Annotated in this window: 12 protein-coding genes; 8 read left to right on the plus strand and 4 right to left on the minus strand. The window is 67.4% G+C overall.

What is annotated here, in order from left to right; translation table 11 throughout:
* Positions 1-781 (minus strand): agmatinase (gene speB / locus J7024_RS08280; protein WP_234744974.1); only part of this gene is annotated, 781 nt, incomplete at its 3' end.
* Positions 782-940: 159 nt separating this feature from the next.
* Positions 941-1,837 carry a helix-turn-helix transcriptional regulator gene (locus tag J7024_RS08285; protein ID WP_124830660.1) on the minus strand — a complete coding sequence of 299 codons (897 nt, stop codon included), beginning with the start codon at positions 1,835-1,837 and terminating at the stop codon, positions 941-943.
* Positions 1,838-2,036: 199 nt separating this feature from the next.
* Between J7024_RS08285 and J7024_RS08290 the strand changes: the two genes are divergently transcribed.
* The 4 genes from J7024_RS08290 (at position 2,037) to J7024_RS08305 (ending at position 6,421) form a co-directional block, all read left to right on the plus strand.
* Positions 2,037-2,381 (plus strand): cupin domain-containing protein, encoded by a 345-nt coding sequence (locus J7024_RS08290; protein ID WP_121858102.1) that lies wholly within the window; start codon positions 2,037-2,039, stop codon positions 2,379-2,381.
* 246 nt (positions 2,382-2,627) lie between these two features.
* On the plus strand, positions 2,628-4,088 hold the full coding sequence (locus J7024_RS08295; protein ID WP_124830661.1) for an NAD(P)/FAD-dependent oxidoreductase: 1,461 nt from the start codon (positions 2,628-2,630) through the stop codon (positions 4,086-4,088).
* A gap of 87 nt (positions 4,089-4,175) precedes the next feature.
* Entirely contained in the window at positions 4,176-5,366 is a 1,191-nt protein-coding gene (locus J7024_RS08300) for an MFS transporter (protein ID WP_124830662.1), read from the plus strand.
* Between the two features lie 134 nt (positions 5,367-5,500).
* On the plus strand, positions 5,501-6,421 hold the full coding sequence (locus tag J7024_RS08305) for a LysR family transcriptional regulator (RefSeq protein WP_124830663.1): 921 nt from the start codon (positions 5,501-5,503) through the stop codon (positions 6,419-6,421).
* Between the two features lie 27 nt (positions 6,422-6,448).
* Here the strand turns inward: J7024_RS08305 and J7024_RS08310 are convergent, their stop codons facing one another.
* Entirely contained in the window at positions 6,449-7,279 is an 831-nt protein-coding gene (locus J7024_RS08310) for a helix-turn-helix transcriptional regulator (protein ID WP_124830664.1), read from the minus strand.
* A gap of 229 nt (positions 7,280-7,508) precedes the next feature.
* On the opposite strand from J7024_RS08310, the gene J7024_RS08315 reads away from it, so the two are divergent.
* The 4 genes from J7024_RS08315 (at position 7,509) to J7024_RS08330 (ending at position 13,386) form a co-directional block, all read left to right on the plus strand.
* Positions 7,509-9,233, plus strand: coding sequence for an amidohydrolase (locus J7024_RS08315; protein WP_124830665.1), 1,725 nt, complete (start codon positions 7,509-7,511; stop codon positions 9,231-9,233).
* A gap of 195 nt (positions 9,234-9,428) precedes the next feature.
* Complete coding sequence (locus J7024_RS08320) at positions 9,429-10,544, plus strand: polyamine ABC transporter substrate-binding protein (RefSeq protein WP_124830666.1); 1,116 nt, start codon at positions 9,429-9,431, stop codon at positions 10,542-10,544.
* 90 nt (positions 10,545-10,634) lie between these two features.
* Positions 10,635-12,212 (plus strand): DUF3138 family protein, encoded by a 1,578-nt coding sequence (locus J7024_RS08325; protein ID WP_124830667.1) that lies wholly within the window; start codon positions 10,635-10,637, stop codon positions 12,210-12,212.
* Between the two features lie 97 nt (positions 12,213-12,309).
* Complete coding sequence (locus tag J7024_RS08330; RefSeq protein WP_124830668.1) at positions 12,310-13,386, plus strand: C45 family autoproteolytic acyltransferase/hydolase; 1,077 nt, start codon at positions 12,310-12,312, stop codon at positions 13,384-13,386.
* A 54-nt stretch (positions 13,387-13,440) separates the two neighbouring features.
* On the opposite strand, the gene J7024_RS08335 is transcribed toward J7024_RS08330, so the two are convergent.
* Positions 13,441-14,829, minus strand: a complete 1,389-nt coding sequence (locus tag J7024_RS08335) for an MFS transporter (protein ID WP_124830669.1) — start codon at positions 14,827-14,829, stop codon at positions 13,441-13,443.
* Between the last annotated feature and the right edge of the window lie 23 nt (positions 14,830-14,852).

Consider the following 14,852-nt stretch of genomic DNA (forward strand, 5'->3'; position numbering starts at 1 on the left):
TGAGGCCCGCGATTTCCGGCGTGCCGGTGCCGGGCGCGAACGACGGGTCGAGGCCGTCGATGTCGAAGCTGAGATACACCGGCGTGTCGCCGACGCGTTCGCGCACGTGCGCCATCAGCGGTGCGAGCGACTGGTTCCAGCACTCCTCCGCCTGCACGACGGTGAAGCCCTGCTGGCGGCACCAGTCGAAGTCTTCCGCGTGGTAACCGGTGCCGCGCAGGCCGATCTGCGTGACCTTGTCGCATTGCAGCAGGCCATCTTCCACCGCGCGGCGGAACGGCGTGCCGTGCGCGATCTTCTCGCCGAACATCGTGTCGTTGACGTCCGCGTGCGCGTCGACGTGCACCACGGCGACCTTGCCGTATTTCCGGTGCAGCGCGCGCAGGATCGGCCACGCGATCGTGTGGTCGCCGCCGAGCGTGATCGGCCGGCAGCCGTTCGCGACGATCTCGTCGTATGCCTCTTCGATGCGGCGCACCGAATCCTTCAGGTCGTACGGGTTGGTCGCGACGTCGCCGATGTCGGCGACCTGCAGCGAATCGAACGGCGCGGCACGGGTGGCCATGTTGTACGGGCGCAGCAGCACGGATTCGGTACGGATCTGGCGCGGGCCGAAGCGCGAGCCCGAGCGGTTCGACGTGCCGAGATCGAGCGGCACGCCGACGAAGCACACGTCGAGGCCGTCGGTCGTGTCGGCCTGTGGCAGGCGCATCATCGTGGCGATGCCGCCAAAACGCGGCATCTCGTTGCCGCCCATCGGTTGGTTCAGTTCGCGGTGCATGGGGCCGTCTCCTCTTTCCGGTGAAAAACGATCGGCCGATGGTAGAGGAGAACGCGGGCCCGAAGATTTTGAAGTCGCAACGTTTACATCGACGGGTCTCGATGCGAGCGGCGCTGCCGCATCGACCCGGCGCAACCGTAAGCGACGGGGCGCGAGCGATCAGCCGGCGATCGCGGGCGGCGCGTCGTCGTCGGTGGCGGCGTGGTGCGAAGCAGAGGGAGGGAACGCCGGCACGGCCGAGCCCCATGCGGCGAGCTCGCGCTTGGTGCGCACGCCGAGCTTCTGGAACGCGCGCTTCACGTACGACTCGGCCGTCGCGACGCGCACGCCGAGGATGTCGGCGGTTTCCGGCACGGTCTTGCCGGAGATCAGGTGCTTGCAGGTTTCGTATTCGCGCTTGGACAGCCTTACGTCGTCGGCCGCGATCCGCGCATCGAACTGCGCGAGCGGATGCACTTCGGGCGTCGGATGCGCGACCCGCCGCGCGGCGGTGGTGGACGCGTGCAGTTCGAGCAGCGGGAACAGCACGTCGCTGATGCTGCGAAAGCGGTTCATCTCGGCGAGCGTGAACGGCGGACGGTCGCGGCCGCGCTCCAGCGCGATCGAATGCTGCGCATAGCGGGTGCCGCGCGCGAGCACGCATTCGTGGCCGATATGCACGTCGTCATAGATCCGCTGGCGGAATTCGCCCGGCGGGATCGCCGCGATGTCGCGCACGACCAGCATCGTGCCCGTCTTGCCGCGCAGCCCCGCGAACAACGGATCGCTGTCGAGAAAACGATCGTAGTAGAGCGTCATCACGTCGGAGATTTCGGCGGCCTCGGTGCCGATGCCGCTGCTGCCGATCCATTCGCAGCGGTAGCCGGTGGGCATCGAGCCGTCGACGCGCGAACGTTCGACGTGCGCGACGTCGAGCGGCACCACTTCGTTCAGCAATTGCGTGAGGCGCGGCACGAAGTGCGGGGTGCCGACCGTCTCGATCAGCTCGCCCAGCGCCTTGAACGACACGTCGAAGCGGTCGGTGTCGCGGTGGAAGGGGTTCACGTTGAGCAGCATGCGGTTCCCCGGGTGAAAAGCGGGGGCGATTTTAGCGTTCGGCGACGAAAACGTCATTAGGGAGAAATACGGTACGGAGTCCTGCGACCTTGCCTGCCCCGGAAAACGCGGCTTGTCCCCCCCGAAGGGGGGCATACCGGGGCAGTGTAAATGCGTAACTTTGTCTCTGCTTTTTTCAATCAAGAGACGAAAGATTCAGATGACCAAATTGATCAAGGACATCCTGCCGCTCGGCGCAGGCATTGGCGAATTCACGAAGCTCGACTTCGGGATGGACGAAAGCGACTGGCGCGCGGCCGAAGGCAAGAGCGGCAACTACCTGATCGGCTGGTGGGAAGGCAAGGCCGGCTCGGTGGAGTTCCCGGAAACCGCCGCCGACGAAGCCGTGTGGCTGGTCGAGGGCCGGATCGCGCTGACCGACGTCGAAGGCAACCGCAAGGAATTCACGCCGGGCCAGGGCTACCTGCTGCCGGCCGGTTTCGCAGGACGCTGGGAGACGATCGAGGACGCGAAGAAGTTCTACGTGCTGCTCGAGAAGTCGTGATGTGAGCAACTGCCGCCGCGGCGTCGTCGTCAGGTTGACGCGGGTCCGGCGGCGGTTGTGTTTTCGATCGACCGCAAGCGACGTCCGTTGCGCGCGTTCCGGCGGAACGCGTCGCGGCACGGCGCTGCGCCGATCGTCGCTATCGGCGAAATCGGCGAAATCGGCGAAATCGGCGAAATCGGCGAAATCGGCACGCCGCGCATGCATGACAGGCGCGGGCCGCGTTCACGTGGGATGCCTGGGATCATGGAAATGGAAGTCAACGAAGCAACGCAAGCCGCACCGGCTCACGCGCACGCCACGGGCGGCGCACCGGTCGCACTGAGCGCCGCCGACGCGCTCGCGAATACGAAGCTGTTCCCGTACTGGCTCGACAACCCGGCCGCGCCGGCCACCGAGCCGGCGCTCGTCGGCGACGTGACGGCCGACCTGCTGATCGTCGGCGGCGGCTTCACCGGGCTGTGGACGGCCGTGCAGGCGAAGGAACAGATGCCGCACCTGAACGTCGTGCTGATCGAGGCCGGCAAGGTCGCGCACGGCGCATCGGGCCGCGCGGGCGGGATCATCTCGACGTCGGTGATGCACGGGCTGCCGAACGCGGTGCGGGTGTTCCCGAACGACATCGCGCAGCTCGAGGAATTCGGCCATCGCAACCTCGACGGTTTCGAGGAAACGCTGAAGCGCTACGACATCGACGCCGACATCGAGTGGAACGGCGAAATGACCGTGGCGGTCGACCCCGAGCACATCGCGCACCTGAAGGGCGACTACGACCTGCATCGCGAGTACGGGCACAACGTCGTGCTGCTCAACCGCGAGGAAACGCTCGAGCAACTGAACTCGCCGCTGTTCGCGGGCGCGCTGTGGTCGCGCAATCGCAGCGGCATCGTGCACCCGGCGAAGCTCGCGTGGGGGCTCAAGCGCGCGGCGCTGTCGCTCGGCGTGAAGCTGTACGAGCACACGCCGCTCACGACCGTGACCGACGAAGGCAGCACGGTATTCGTGAAGACGCCGAAGGGCAGCGTGCGCGCACCGCGCGTCGTGTTCGGCAGCGGCACCGCGAAGGTCGGCATTCCCGACATCAACCGCCGCGTGATGCAGGTGCGCGACCACGTGCTCGCGACCGAGCCGCTCACCGACGAACAGCTTGCGCGGATCGGCTGGAAGAATCGCCAGGGCGTGTACGACACGCGCACGCAGCTCAACTATTTCCGGCTGACGAAGCACAACAACATCATTTTCGGCGGGCTGGTCAGCTATCACTTCGACGGCGATCCCGAACCGCATCAGGACGGCCAGCGCGAAACCTACATCCGGCTCGCGGAAGCGTTCTATCGCACGTTCCCGCAACTGAGCGACGTGCGTTTCTCGCACGCGTGGGGCGGCCCGATCGACTACTGCTCGCGTGGCTCGGTGTTCGCGAAGCGCTATCTTGGCGACAAGGCCGTGTTCGTTGCCGGCTATACGGGCTTCGGCGTCGCGGCAAGCCGGTTCGGCGCGTTCATGGGCCTGAACATCCTGTTCGATCGCGACAGTCCCGAGCGCAAGCTCGACATCGCGAACCAGAGCCCGAGCTACATCCCGCCCGAACCGATGCGCTGGGTCGCCGCGAAGATCACGTTTCATGCGTTCGACGGCGCAGATGAAGAGGGCGGCTGGAAGCGCGCGTGGATCAACGGCATCAAGGCGATGGGCTTCCCGATGTAAGCGCCGCGGCGGCGCGGGTCCGGCCGCCGCACGACAACAACCCCTCGAGGGGACGGTCCGCACCGCGGACACGGAGAGAGACACGGAATGACTGGTGTGAATCTGCAGGGTGAAGCGCGACAGGAAAGCGCGCTGTTCGTCGTCGTGATGCTGCTGCTCGGCATTCTCGGGCCGACGGTATTTCTCGGCCTGCCCGCGATCGTCGGGCAGGTCGAACGTCATTGGGGCTTCGGTGAAGCGGCGCTCGGGCTGTCGAGCTTCGTCGAGGTGCTCGGCGAATCGACCGGCACGCTGCTCGTCGCGTTCGTGCTCGGCCGCCAGCCGGTGCGGCTCGTGCTCGCGGCGGCGGTCGCGCTCGCGGCCGGCGCGAACCTCGGCACGCTCGCGACGCACGGGCTCGTCGCGTATTCGGCGCTGCAGTTCGTCGCGGGCGTCGGCTCGGGCGGGCTGAACGGCATCGCGCTGCGCTACCTGTCGTATTCGCGTGCGCCGGAGCGCAATCTCGGGATGATGCTGATGGGGCAGGTGCTGTGGAGCATGGTGCTGCTTGCGACCATCTTCCCGATGCTGAGCGACACGTGGGGCGCGCACGGCGTGTTCGGTTTCGTCGCGACGGTGCTCGGCGCGTTCGTGCTCGCGACGCCGCTGTTTCGTCGCGGCGAGACGCTGGCGGCGCCGATGCCGGACGGCGCGAGCGGCGGCATCGACCGCAAGGGCGCGATGCTGGTGCTGTGCGCGCAGCTCGCGCTGTACGGCGGCGTGGGCGTCGTGTGGACCTTCCTCGAGAAGATCGGCACCGATGCGGGCCTGAGCGGCAAGGCGGTCTCGCTCGTGCTCGGCGTCGCGAACGTCGCGAGCCTCGTGATCTGCGCGGCGATGCCGAAGCTCGGCGCCGGCGCGGGGCTGCGCCGCTGGACGCTCGCGAATCTCGGCGGCTGCGCGGTCGCCGCCGTGCTGCTCGCAATGCCGGCGTCGGTTGCGACCTTCACGCTCGGTGCGATCGTGTTCATCGGCTGCTGGACGGGCGGCGCGCTGCTGATCTACGCGACGATCCCGCAGTACGACCTGATCGGCAAGTCGGCCGCGTTGTCGCCGGGCTGTGTCGCGCTCGGCTACGGCGTCGGCTCGGTCGCGGGCGGCTCGCTGATCGAGCGCGTCGGCACGCAGTCGGCGCTGATCGCGGCGATCGTGTTGTGCGCGGTGGCGTTCCTCTGCTACGTGCGGCTGCGGCCCGCGGTGTTCGGCATGGAGCGCGCACTCGCGGCGACACCCGAGTGACGGACGCGGCGCGCGTCGCTGCCGATGGCGGCGCGCGACCGATTCGGTTCATCGGCGAAGGCGGCCGGCGGGGCGCGCGATGCGCGTCGTGCCGTGCCGGCCCGGCAACGCGCGCATGCGCAGCGGCTTGAAGCATGTTTTCGAATACCACCGATCTCGATCTCCGGCTCATCCGGGTCTTTCTGGCCGTCGTCGACGCACGCGGCATCACGGCTGCCGAGGCGTCGCTCGGCGTGCGGCAGTCGACCATCAGCACGCAGCTGTCCGCGCTCGAAGCGCGCGTCGGCTTCAAGCTGTGCGATCGCGGCCGTGGCGGCTTTCGCCTGACGTCGAAGGGCGAGCGCTTCGCGGCGACCGCGCGTACGCTGGTCGCGGCGACCTCCGAGTTCGTCGCGCGCGTGCGCGACATCGACCGCAAGCTGGTCGGCACGCTGTCGATCGGGCTGATCGGCCAGGCGCCGCTCGTCGAGAATGCGCGCCTCGCCGACGCGATCGGCGCGTTCCGCAAGCGCGACCAGGCCGTCACGTTCGCGATGAAGGTCGCGTCGCCGCAGGAGCTCGAGGAAAGTCTGGTCAACAACCAGCTCGATCTTGCGATCGGGTATTTCTGGCATCGCGTGCCGGGGCTCGACTACACGCCGCTGTTTACCGAGGAACAGGTGGTCTACTGCGGGCGCGGGCATCCGCTGTTTCATGCGTCGCGGCCGGTGTCGGCCGACGATCTGCAGGCGCACGACTGGGTATGGCGCACCTATCCGGTGCCGGAGGAGCAGTATCCGCTGCCGGAGAGGCGCGTGACCGCGAGCGCGGACAGCATCGAGGCCGCGACGATCCTGATCCTGTCGGGTGGGCACCTCGGCTACCTGCCCGCGCATTACGCGGAGCCGTTCGAGCAGCGCGGGCTCGTGAAGGCGGTGGGCCGCTCGACGTTCAGCTTCGACGTGCCGCTGCATCTCGCGATGAAGCGCAGCGCGAGCGACAAGCCGATCGTCGATGCGTTCTGCGACGACCTGCTGCGCGCGTTCAACATCAAGGCAGTCGCGCTGGCCGCCTAGCGCGAGCGGCGTTCGCGCCGCTTCGCGTCAGCAGTCCACCATCACCCAGTCGAACAGCTCGCGGCGCGTGCGCACGCCGAGCTTCGCGAACGCGCGCTTCACGTACGACTCGGCGGTCGACAGCTTCACGTCGATCTGCTGCGCGGCCTCGGGCACCGAACGTCCGCACAGCAGCAGCTTGCAGATCTCGTGCTCGCGGCGCGACAGCTGCACCTGTTGCCGCTCGAGACGCGCATCGAAACCCGCATACGACACCGCATTCGCCGACATCGACGCGACCCGCCGCGCGGCGCATGAGCGCGCATGCAATTCGAACATCGGGAACAGCAGGTCGACCATCTGCCGGAAGTGGAACAGTTCGTCGGTCGTGAACGCAGCCTGCCCGTCGGTGCGCGCGAGCCCGAGCGCGTACTGCATGTGCGCGGTGCCGTGCACCAGCACGCATTCCTGTGCGATGCGCGGCTCGTCGAAGATCCGGCGGCGGAAGTCGCCCTGCGCGAGCCCGTCGATATGACGCTGCACGAGCAGCGTGCCGGCCTTGCCGCGCAGCGGCGCGAACAGCGGATCGACGTGGCAGTAGTCCTGGTAGTACGCATCCATCACGCGCAGCGTGTCCGCCGCATAGCGCGTGCTGCCGCTGCCCAGCCACTCGACCACGTGACCGGACGCACTGCCCGCGTCGGCGCGCCAGCGTTCGAGATGCACGGCGTCCGCCGCGATGCTGTCGTTCACGAACGCGGTGATCGCGCCGATGAAATCGGGTGTGCCGACCGCGCGCAGCGTCGCGCCGAGCGAGCCGGGCCGCACGCCGATCAGATAGTGGCCTGGCGCGGCGGGATCGGGATGGAGAAGTCGCATGGTGGGCGGAGTCGAGCGGATGACAGCGCGACGTTACGCGAAGCCCGCGTGCGCGTCTGCCGGGAATTCACCGGATTTTGCGGCCCGTGTCGCGCGTTGTCCTCACATTGACGACAAGCAACCCGCCGCGCACAGCCCGATTCCGCGCAAGCCCCGGCGCCGGGGGGGCAGACCCGTGCGTATCGTCTGCCTATAGTGAAAGCACTTCGAAAACCGGAAAGGACAGGCAATGCAGAATCAATCGATGCACCCGGCCGCGGCGCCGGCGGATTTCGTGCTGACGCACGCGAAGGTCTACACCGTCGATCCGCACCGCCCGTGGGCGCAGGCCGTCGCGGTGCGTGACGGCCGGATCGTCTACGTCGGCGATACCGCGGGTGTGCAGGCGCATGTCGGCGCGACGACTCGAGTCGTCGATGCGGGCGGCCGGCTCGTGCTGCCGGGCTTCGTCGAATCGCACTGGCACTTCGAGACGACCGCGTTCGCGTTCCAGGCGTTCGTCAACTACGAGGATCCGCAGAAGGTGCTCGGCGCGCTGCGCGCATACGTGGAAGCGCATCCGGACGAGCCGGCGATCACCGGGATGGGCTGGGTGCAGGCGACGATTTCGCCCGAACTGCTGCGCAAGGAAACGCTCGATGCGATCTGCGCGGATCGCCCGGTGTGCCTGCTGTCGACCGACTTCCATTCGATGTGGGTGAACTCGAAGGCGCTGGAGATCGCGGGCATCGACGCGTCGACGCCACCGGTGCAGGAAGGTGCGAGCTGGTTCGAGAAGGACGCGGTGACGGGCGAGCCGACCGGGCTGGTGGTCGACGGCGCCGCGTATTCGATCCTGATGCAGCGGATCAGTGCGGCCGGGCTGCTGCCGACCGGCATCGACCTGTACCTGAAGTCGATTCCGCCGTGGCAGAAGAAGCTGTGCGCGGCCGGTGTGACGACCGTGTTCGATGCGGGCTTCTTCGATGCGAGCGGCGACCAGTCGCTGCTGTACGAGACGCTGCAGACGATGGAGCGCGCGGGCGACCTGAAGCTGCGCGTGGTCGGCAGCGTCGCGGTGATCGGCGAGATCGACGATCCGGTCGGCACGTTGGTGAAATATCGCGAGCAATACGATTCGCCGCTCGTGAAGGCGCGCGCGCTGAAGTTGTTCCTCGACGGCACCGAGGCGAACCACACCGCGTATCTGCTGGAGCCGTACGCGGACCGTCCCGACACCTGCGGTGCGCCGACGATGCCGGCCGACACGTTCAACCGCTACCTCGTCGAAGCCGATCGCGCGAACGCGAACGTGATGGTCCACTGCGTGGGCGACGCGGCCGTGCGGATGGCGCTGGAGGGCTTCGAAACGGTCAACCGGGACAACCCGCCGCGCGATCGCCGCCACGTGATCACGCACGCGTTCCTCACGCATCCGGACGACATTCCGCGCTTCCGCCGCGCGGGCGTGATGGCGAATACGCAGCTGCAATGGGGCGTGGTCGACGCATACACCGAGCAGTTGCGCGATCACTACGGCCACGAGCGCTGGAGCAACATGTACAAGTTCCGCACGTTCGTCGAGGCGGGCGTGACGGTGTCGATCGGGATGGACGGCCTCGCGTGCCAGTGCCGCTGCCAGCACAAGCCGCTCGAACACATCGAATCGGGCCACACGCGCCAGCTCGCGGGCGAGCCCGATGCGCCGGTGTTCCCGGACATTGCCGAGCGCCTGAGCATTCCGCAACTGATCGCCGCGTACACGATCCACGGCGCGTACCAGCTCGGGATGGAGCACGAGGTCGGTTCGCTGACGCCCGGCAAGCGCGCGGATCTGGTCGTGCTCGAGAGCGACCTGTTCGAGGTCGGCCAGTACGACATCGGTCGCATCGACGTCGCGCTGACGATGATGGGCGGCGGCGTGACGCACGTGGGCGAGGATTTCGGCGCGCGCACGGGCATCGTCGCTCACTGAGCGGGGGCGGAAGCGGCGGCGAGGTGGCGGCGAAGCGGTGACGGAATCGCTTTCAAACCGCTTGCGCCGCATGCCGATTGTGTAGCGTGTCCCCCTGTTGGCAGGGCAGACCGGCCAATTTCCTCTGGCTACATTTTCCTGACCGAACGAAACACCGTTCGCGACGAACGGACCACGATATCGACGGAGGAAAACATGGCAGGAGACTGGAACAACACGCTGCGAACGGCATGCGCGGCGCTCGCGCTCGGCGGGCTTGCGTGGTTCGGGGCGCCGTCCGCGCACGCGGCGGATGTCGTCAACGTGTACAACTGGGGCAACTCGATCGGCAAGCAGACGGTCGCGAACTTCGAGAAGGCGACCGGCATCAAGGTCGTCTACCAGGAGTTCGATTCGAACGAGACGCTGCAGGCGAAGCTGCTGTCGGGCACGTCGGGCTACGACGTCGTCGTGCCGTCCGACATCTTCTGGGCGCGGCAGTTGCAGGCCGGCATCTATCGGAAGATCGACAAGGCCCAGGTGCCGAACTACGGGCTGCTCGATCCCGAAATCATGAAGGTGCTGTCGAAGGACGATCCGGGCAACCAGTACGGCATTCCGTGGACGTGGGGCACCGACGGGCTCGGGATGAACGTCGAGAAGGTGAAGGCCGTGCTCGGCAACGACGCGCCGCTCGACAGCTGGTCGCTGCTGTTCGATCCGAAGTACGCGAGCAAGCTGAAAAGCTGCGGCGTGTCGGTGATCGATTCGCCGGTCGACGCGTTCGGGATGGCGTTCGTCTATCTGAAGAAGGATCCGAACACGACGAACCCGGCCGACTACCAGGCCGCGTACGAGCTGCTCAAGACGGTGCGGCCGTACATCACCCAGTTCAACTCGACGAGCTACATCAACGATCTCGCGGGCGGCGACATCTGTCTCGCGCTCGGCTGGTCGGGCGACGTGAACTCCGCGCGCATCGCCGCGGCGGCCGCGAAGAAGCCGTATCACATCAAGTACGTGATCCCGAGCGAAGGCAGCGCGATGTGGTTCGACATGATGGCGATCCCGAAGGACGCACCGCACCCGGACGCCGCGCAGAAGTTCGTCAACTTCGTGCTGTCGGAGAAGGAGAGCGCGAACCTGACCAACGACACGTCGTATCCGTCCGCGGTACCGTCGTCGAAGCATCTCGTGCGCGCGGAAGTGACGAGCGATCCGGCCGTGTTCCCGCCGGCCGACGTGATCCGCAAGCTGAGCCTCAGCAAGCCGGTTCCACCCGAGCTGATGCGCCTGCAGAACCGGCTCTGGACCAAGCTGAAGACCGAGTAAGCCGGCCCCGTTCCCCGTTTTCGTTTGCGCGCGTCCCGCCGCCCTTCGCGGCGGGCGGGGGCGCGCTCGTCCCGACGATTCCCACACGACATGAAAATCAAACACATGACGGTGCTGTGCCTGCTCGCGTTCGAAGCGGCATCGGCATTTGCACACACGCCGCGCGACGCGACCGACTCCGGCAAGATGAAGGCGCTGCAGGCGCAGGTCGCCGCGCTGCAGCAGCAGGTGAGCGAGCTGCGCGCGAGCATGCTCGCGTCGAAGGCGCCGGCAACCGCAGGGTCGGCATCGGCAGGCGGCGCGCCGATCGGCACGATCGACACGGCAGCGGCCGCCACCCCGGCAGCGGATTCCGCGCCCGCGTTCACGAACGACGACCTGCAGCAGATGCGCGAGCAGATCGCGAACGCGTCGCTGAAGGTCGACTCGCTGCAGGAGGCCGCGACGACCGGCCCGCTCGCGGGCCTGAGCGTCACCGGCTACGTCGATCCGGTGTACCTGTTCAACCGCGCGCAGCGCACGTCCGGGTTCCAGTTCCTGAACCACGATCCGGGCGCGTACGACTACTTCAACAGCACGATCGGCGACGTCTACCTCGACATCAAGAAGACCTTTGGCGTCGGCCCGATGGCGCCGTCGGCGGAGATCGTGATCCAGCCGAACCGCGGCTTCGGCAACGTGTTCAGCAACGCGCACGGCGGCATCGGCAACAACATCGTCACGCAGGCGCAGGTCAACGTGCCGCTCGGCACGACGAAGACCTTCGAGGCCGGGATGATGACGAGCCTCGCCGGCTACGAAGTGCAGCCGTCGAACCAGATGCTCACGCTCACGCATGGTTTGCTGTACGACTTCAGCGAACCGGGCAACCTGGTCGGCATCGGGCTGAAGGGCTCGAACGACGCGATGACGCGCTTCTGGCAGGTGATCGTCGGCAACGAGGTGCTGCGCACGGCCGGCGCGATCGCGAACGCGGCGAACAACACGACCAAGACCAACTGGACGCCGACCCTCACCGCGCGCTTCGACAACGCGACGTCGACCGCATTCGACTTCGGGATTTCCGGCATGCTCGGACGGCAGTCGCTGTTCTCGCCGTGCGCGGATGCGGGCGGCTACGGCTACCAGTGCAACGGATCGTCGCCGACGGGTTTCTACAAGTACGTGGAAGCCGACATGACCTATACGCACGACAAGACGCAGATCAACGCGCAGGTCGACTACGGCGAGCTGCAGAAGGGCGCCTGGAACGGCGGCACCGCGCGCTGGTACGGGATGTCGCTGCTCGGCCATACGAAGTGGACATCGGCGTGGGTCGGCCGGATGGGCGCGACGCTGCGCTTCGACTACCTGAACAACACGGCAAACGGCGGCGGCGGCACGAATATCCAGTACGGGCTCGCGGGCGGCAATCCGTCGGTGAATGGGTCGAGCGGCTTCGGCATCGATCCGTCGTGCTTCCAGGGCTCGGCGACGAACGGCACCGAGTGCAAGGGCGCGCAGCGCTATGCGATCACGGCCGACCTGCTGTTCTATCCGACGCAGCAAATCACCGTGAAGGTCGAGTATCGCCACGACGCGGCGAACCATCCGGTGTTCCTGAGGAGCAACGGCACCTACGGGCGCAGCAACGACCTGGCCGGGATGCAGTTCATCTACGCGTTCTGATCGCGGCCATCGCCTGCCATCGCTTGCCGTCGCCGCGCGAGGCAACCCGGTCCGGGCCGGATGTGCCCGGATCCCATTCAACCCAGGAGAATTCATCTTGAAGCTGCACACTTTCGCGACCGACCTCACCGATCCGCGCGAGCGCGGCCGCCGCATCGGCGAGCAGTTCGCGGCGGAGATTCGCGAGACGGTCGCGCGCTACCTCGCGTTCTTTCCGAAGCTCGGCATCGAGCCGCGGCGCGCGCGGGCGATCGGCGAGGCGAGCCTCGCGTCGCTCCGGGCATGGTGCCCCGCGCTGGCCGACGAGATCGATGCGATCGCGGACGGCGTCGACCTGCCGCGCTGGCAACTCGCGTGCCTGAACGCGCGCACCGAGATTCTCGCCACGGCGCCTGCATCGGCCGAAGGCGAATGCTCGACGACCGTCTACGCACCGGCCGGCCCCGACGCGCCGCGTACGCTGCAGACATGGGACTGGCACGACAGCCTCGCGCCGCAAGGTTTGCTGATGCAGTTCGGCACGCAGCACGGCCGCACCGTGAAGCTGTTCTCCGAATTCGGGATGCTCGCGAAGCTCGGCGTGAACAGCGCGGGGCTGGGGCTGCACTTCAACATCCTGCACCACGCGAGCGATAACGACAGTGCGGGCGTGCCGGTGCACGCGATCGCGCGGCGCATGCTCGAAGAAGCGACGACGGTACGGGACGCGATCGACCTCGCCCGCAGCGCGCACGTGAGCGCGTCGACGGTGCTGACGGTGTTCACGCGACAGGACGGGCATCCGCGTGCGGCGAGCATCGAGCTGAGCCCGTCGGGCGTCGGTGTGGTCGTGCCGCGTCCGGACGGCTGGCTGCTGCATACGAACCACTTTCTCGATCGTGCGTTGAGCGGCGGCGAATGCATGCCGGACAGCTCGACGACGCGCGAGCGTTTCGCGCACCTGAACGACGTCGTGACGGGGATGACGAGCGCCGACGTGCGCGAGCGTGCGTCGGCGATGTGCGGCGCGGCCGGCGACCAGGCGGTGGTGTGCTTCCATCCGGACCTGTCGATGCCGGACACCGAACGCTGGGAAACGCTGCTGACGGTCGGCATCGATACCGACGCATGCGCGCTCGACTACGCGGCGGGCAATCCGCACGACCTTGCGCGCGACGGGTTCCTGCGGTTCTGATTCGAGGATGGCGGGCAAACCGGTGCGGCACGCGCGTGCCGCGCCGGTTTGCACTCAGGCGTCGATGCGCTCGACCTTGCCGACCAGCAGCCCGTACGACAGGCTGCCGGCGAGCGCCATCGCGGCGATGTAGGTGATCGCGCGCGAGAAGTCGGCGCCGTCGACGAGCAGCCCGATCACGATCGGCGTCGCGATCGCGGACAGGTTGCCGATCAGGTTGAACATGCCGCCCGTGAGGCCGAGCAGCCGCGCGGGCGCGAGCCCCGACACGAGCGACCATGTGATCGACGCGAAGCCGTTGCCGAAGAACGCGATCGTCATGAACGCGATTACCCAGCCGGTCGAGCTCACGTAGTTCGCACCGATGATGCAGGTCGAGATCAGCAGCCCCGAGATGATCGGCAGCTTGCGCGCGAAGCCCTGCGATGCGCCGCGGCGCATCAGCCAGTCCGACAGCAGGCCCGAGCACAGCACGCCGACGAACGCGGCGAGAAACGGCAGCGACGCGAGAAAGCCCGACTTGATGAAGTCCATCCCGCGATACTTCACGAGGTAGGTCGGGAACCACGTGAGGAAGAACCACAGCGTCGAGTTCAGCGCGAACTGTCCGAGATAGATGCCCCACAGCTTGCGACGCCCGAGCACGACGCCGAGGTCGCGCCACGTCGACGGCGTGCGTTCGCTGCGCGCGGCGATGCGGTCCTCGAGATCGACGAGGCCGCCGCCGTCGCGGATTAGTGCGATCTCGGCTGCGTTGACGCCGCGAAACGCGCGCGGCTCGCGATACACCGCATACCAGATCGCGGCCCACACGATGCCCGCGACGCCCGTCGCGACGAACACCATGTGCCAGCCGAGATGCACCTGCAGCCACGCGAGCACGGGCGTGAGGAATGCGAGGCCGACGAACTGCCCGGACGTATAGCCGCCGATCGCGCTGGCGCGCTCGCGGGTCGGGAACCACGTCGTCACCACGCGGTTGTTGATCGGGTAGGCCGGCGCTTCGAGCGCGCCCACCGCGAGACGCAACACGATCAGTCCGACGAACGAACCGGCGAAGCCGAGCAACAGCGTCGCGGCCGACCACAGGGCGAGCGCGCCGGCATACAGCACGCGCGGCGACACCTTGTCGACGAGCCAGCCGCCGGGGATCTGCATCAATGCATAGGTCCAGCCGAACGCGGAGAACACGAGGCCCGCGCGAACCGGATCGATGTTCAGTTCCTTGAACAGTGCGGGCGCGGCGATCGACAGGTTGCTGCGGTCGAGATAGTTGATCACGACCGTGACGAACAGCAGGATCAGGATCAGCAGGCGCTTGCGGCTCGGCGGCACGGTAGAAGCGGCCGCGGCCGTGCGGGCGGCGGAATCGCGGGCGGTGTCGCCGCGCGTGCGCGGCTGCTCCGGCGGGTTGGCGTGGGTGCGTGACGCGGATTGGGCCACGGTCGTCTCCTCTGTTCTGTGTC

It is taken from the genome of Burkholderia sp. WTPI3 (genome assembly GCF_021483755.1).
GTDB lineage: Bacteria > Pseudomonadota > Gammaproteobacteria > Burkholderiales > Burkholderiaceae > Burkholderia.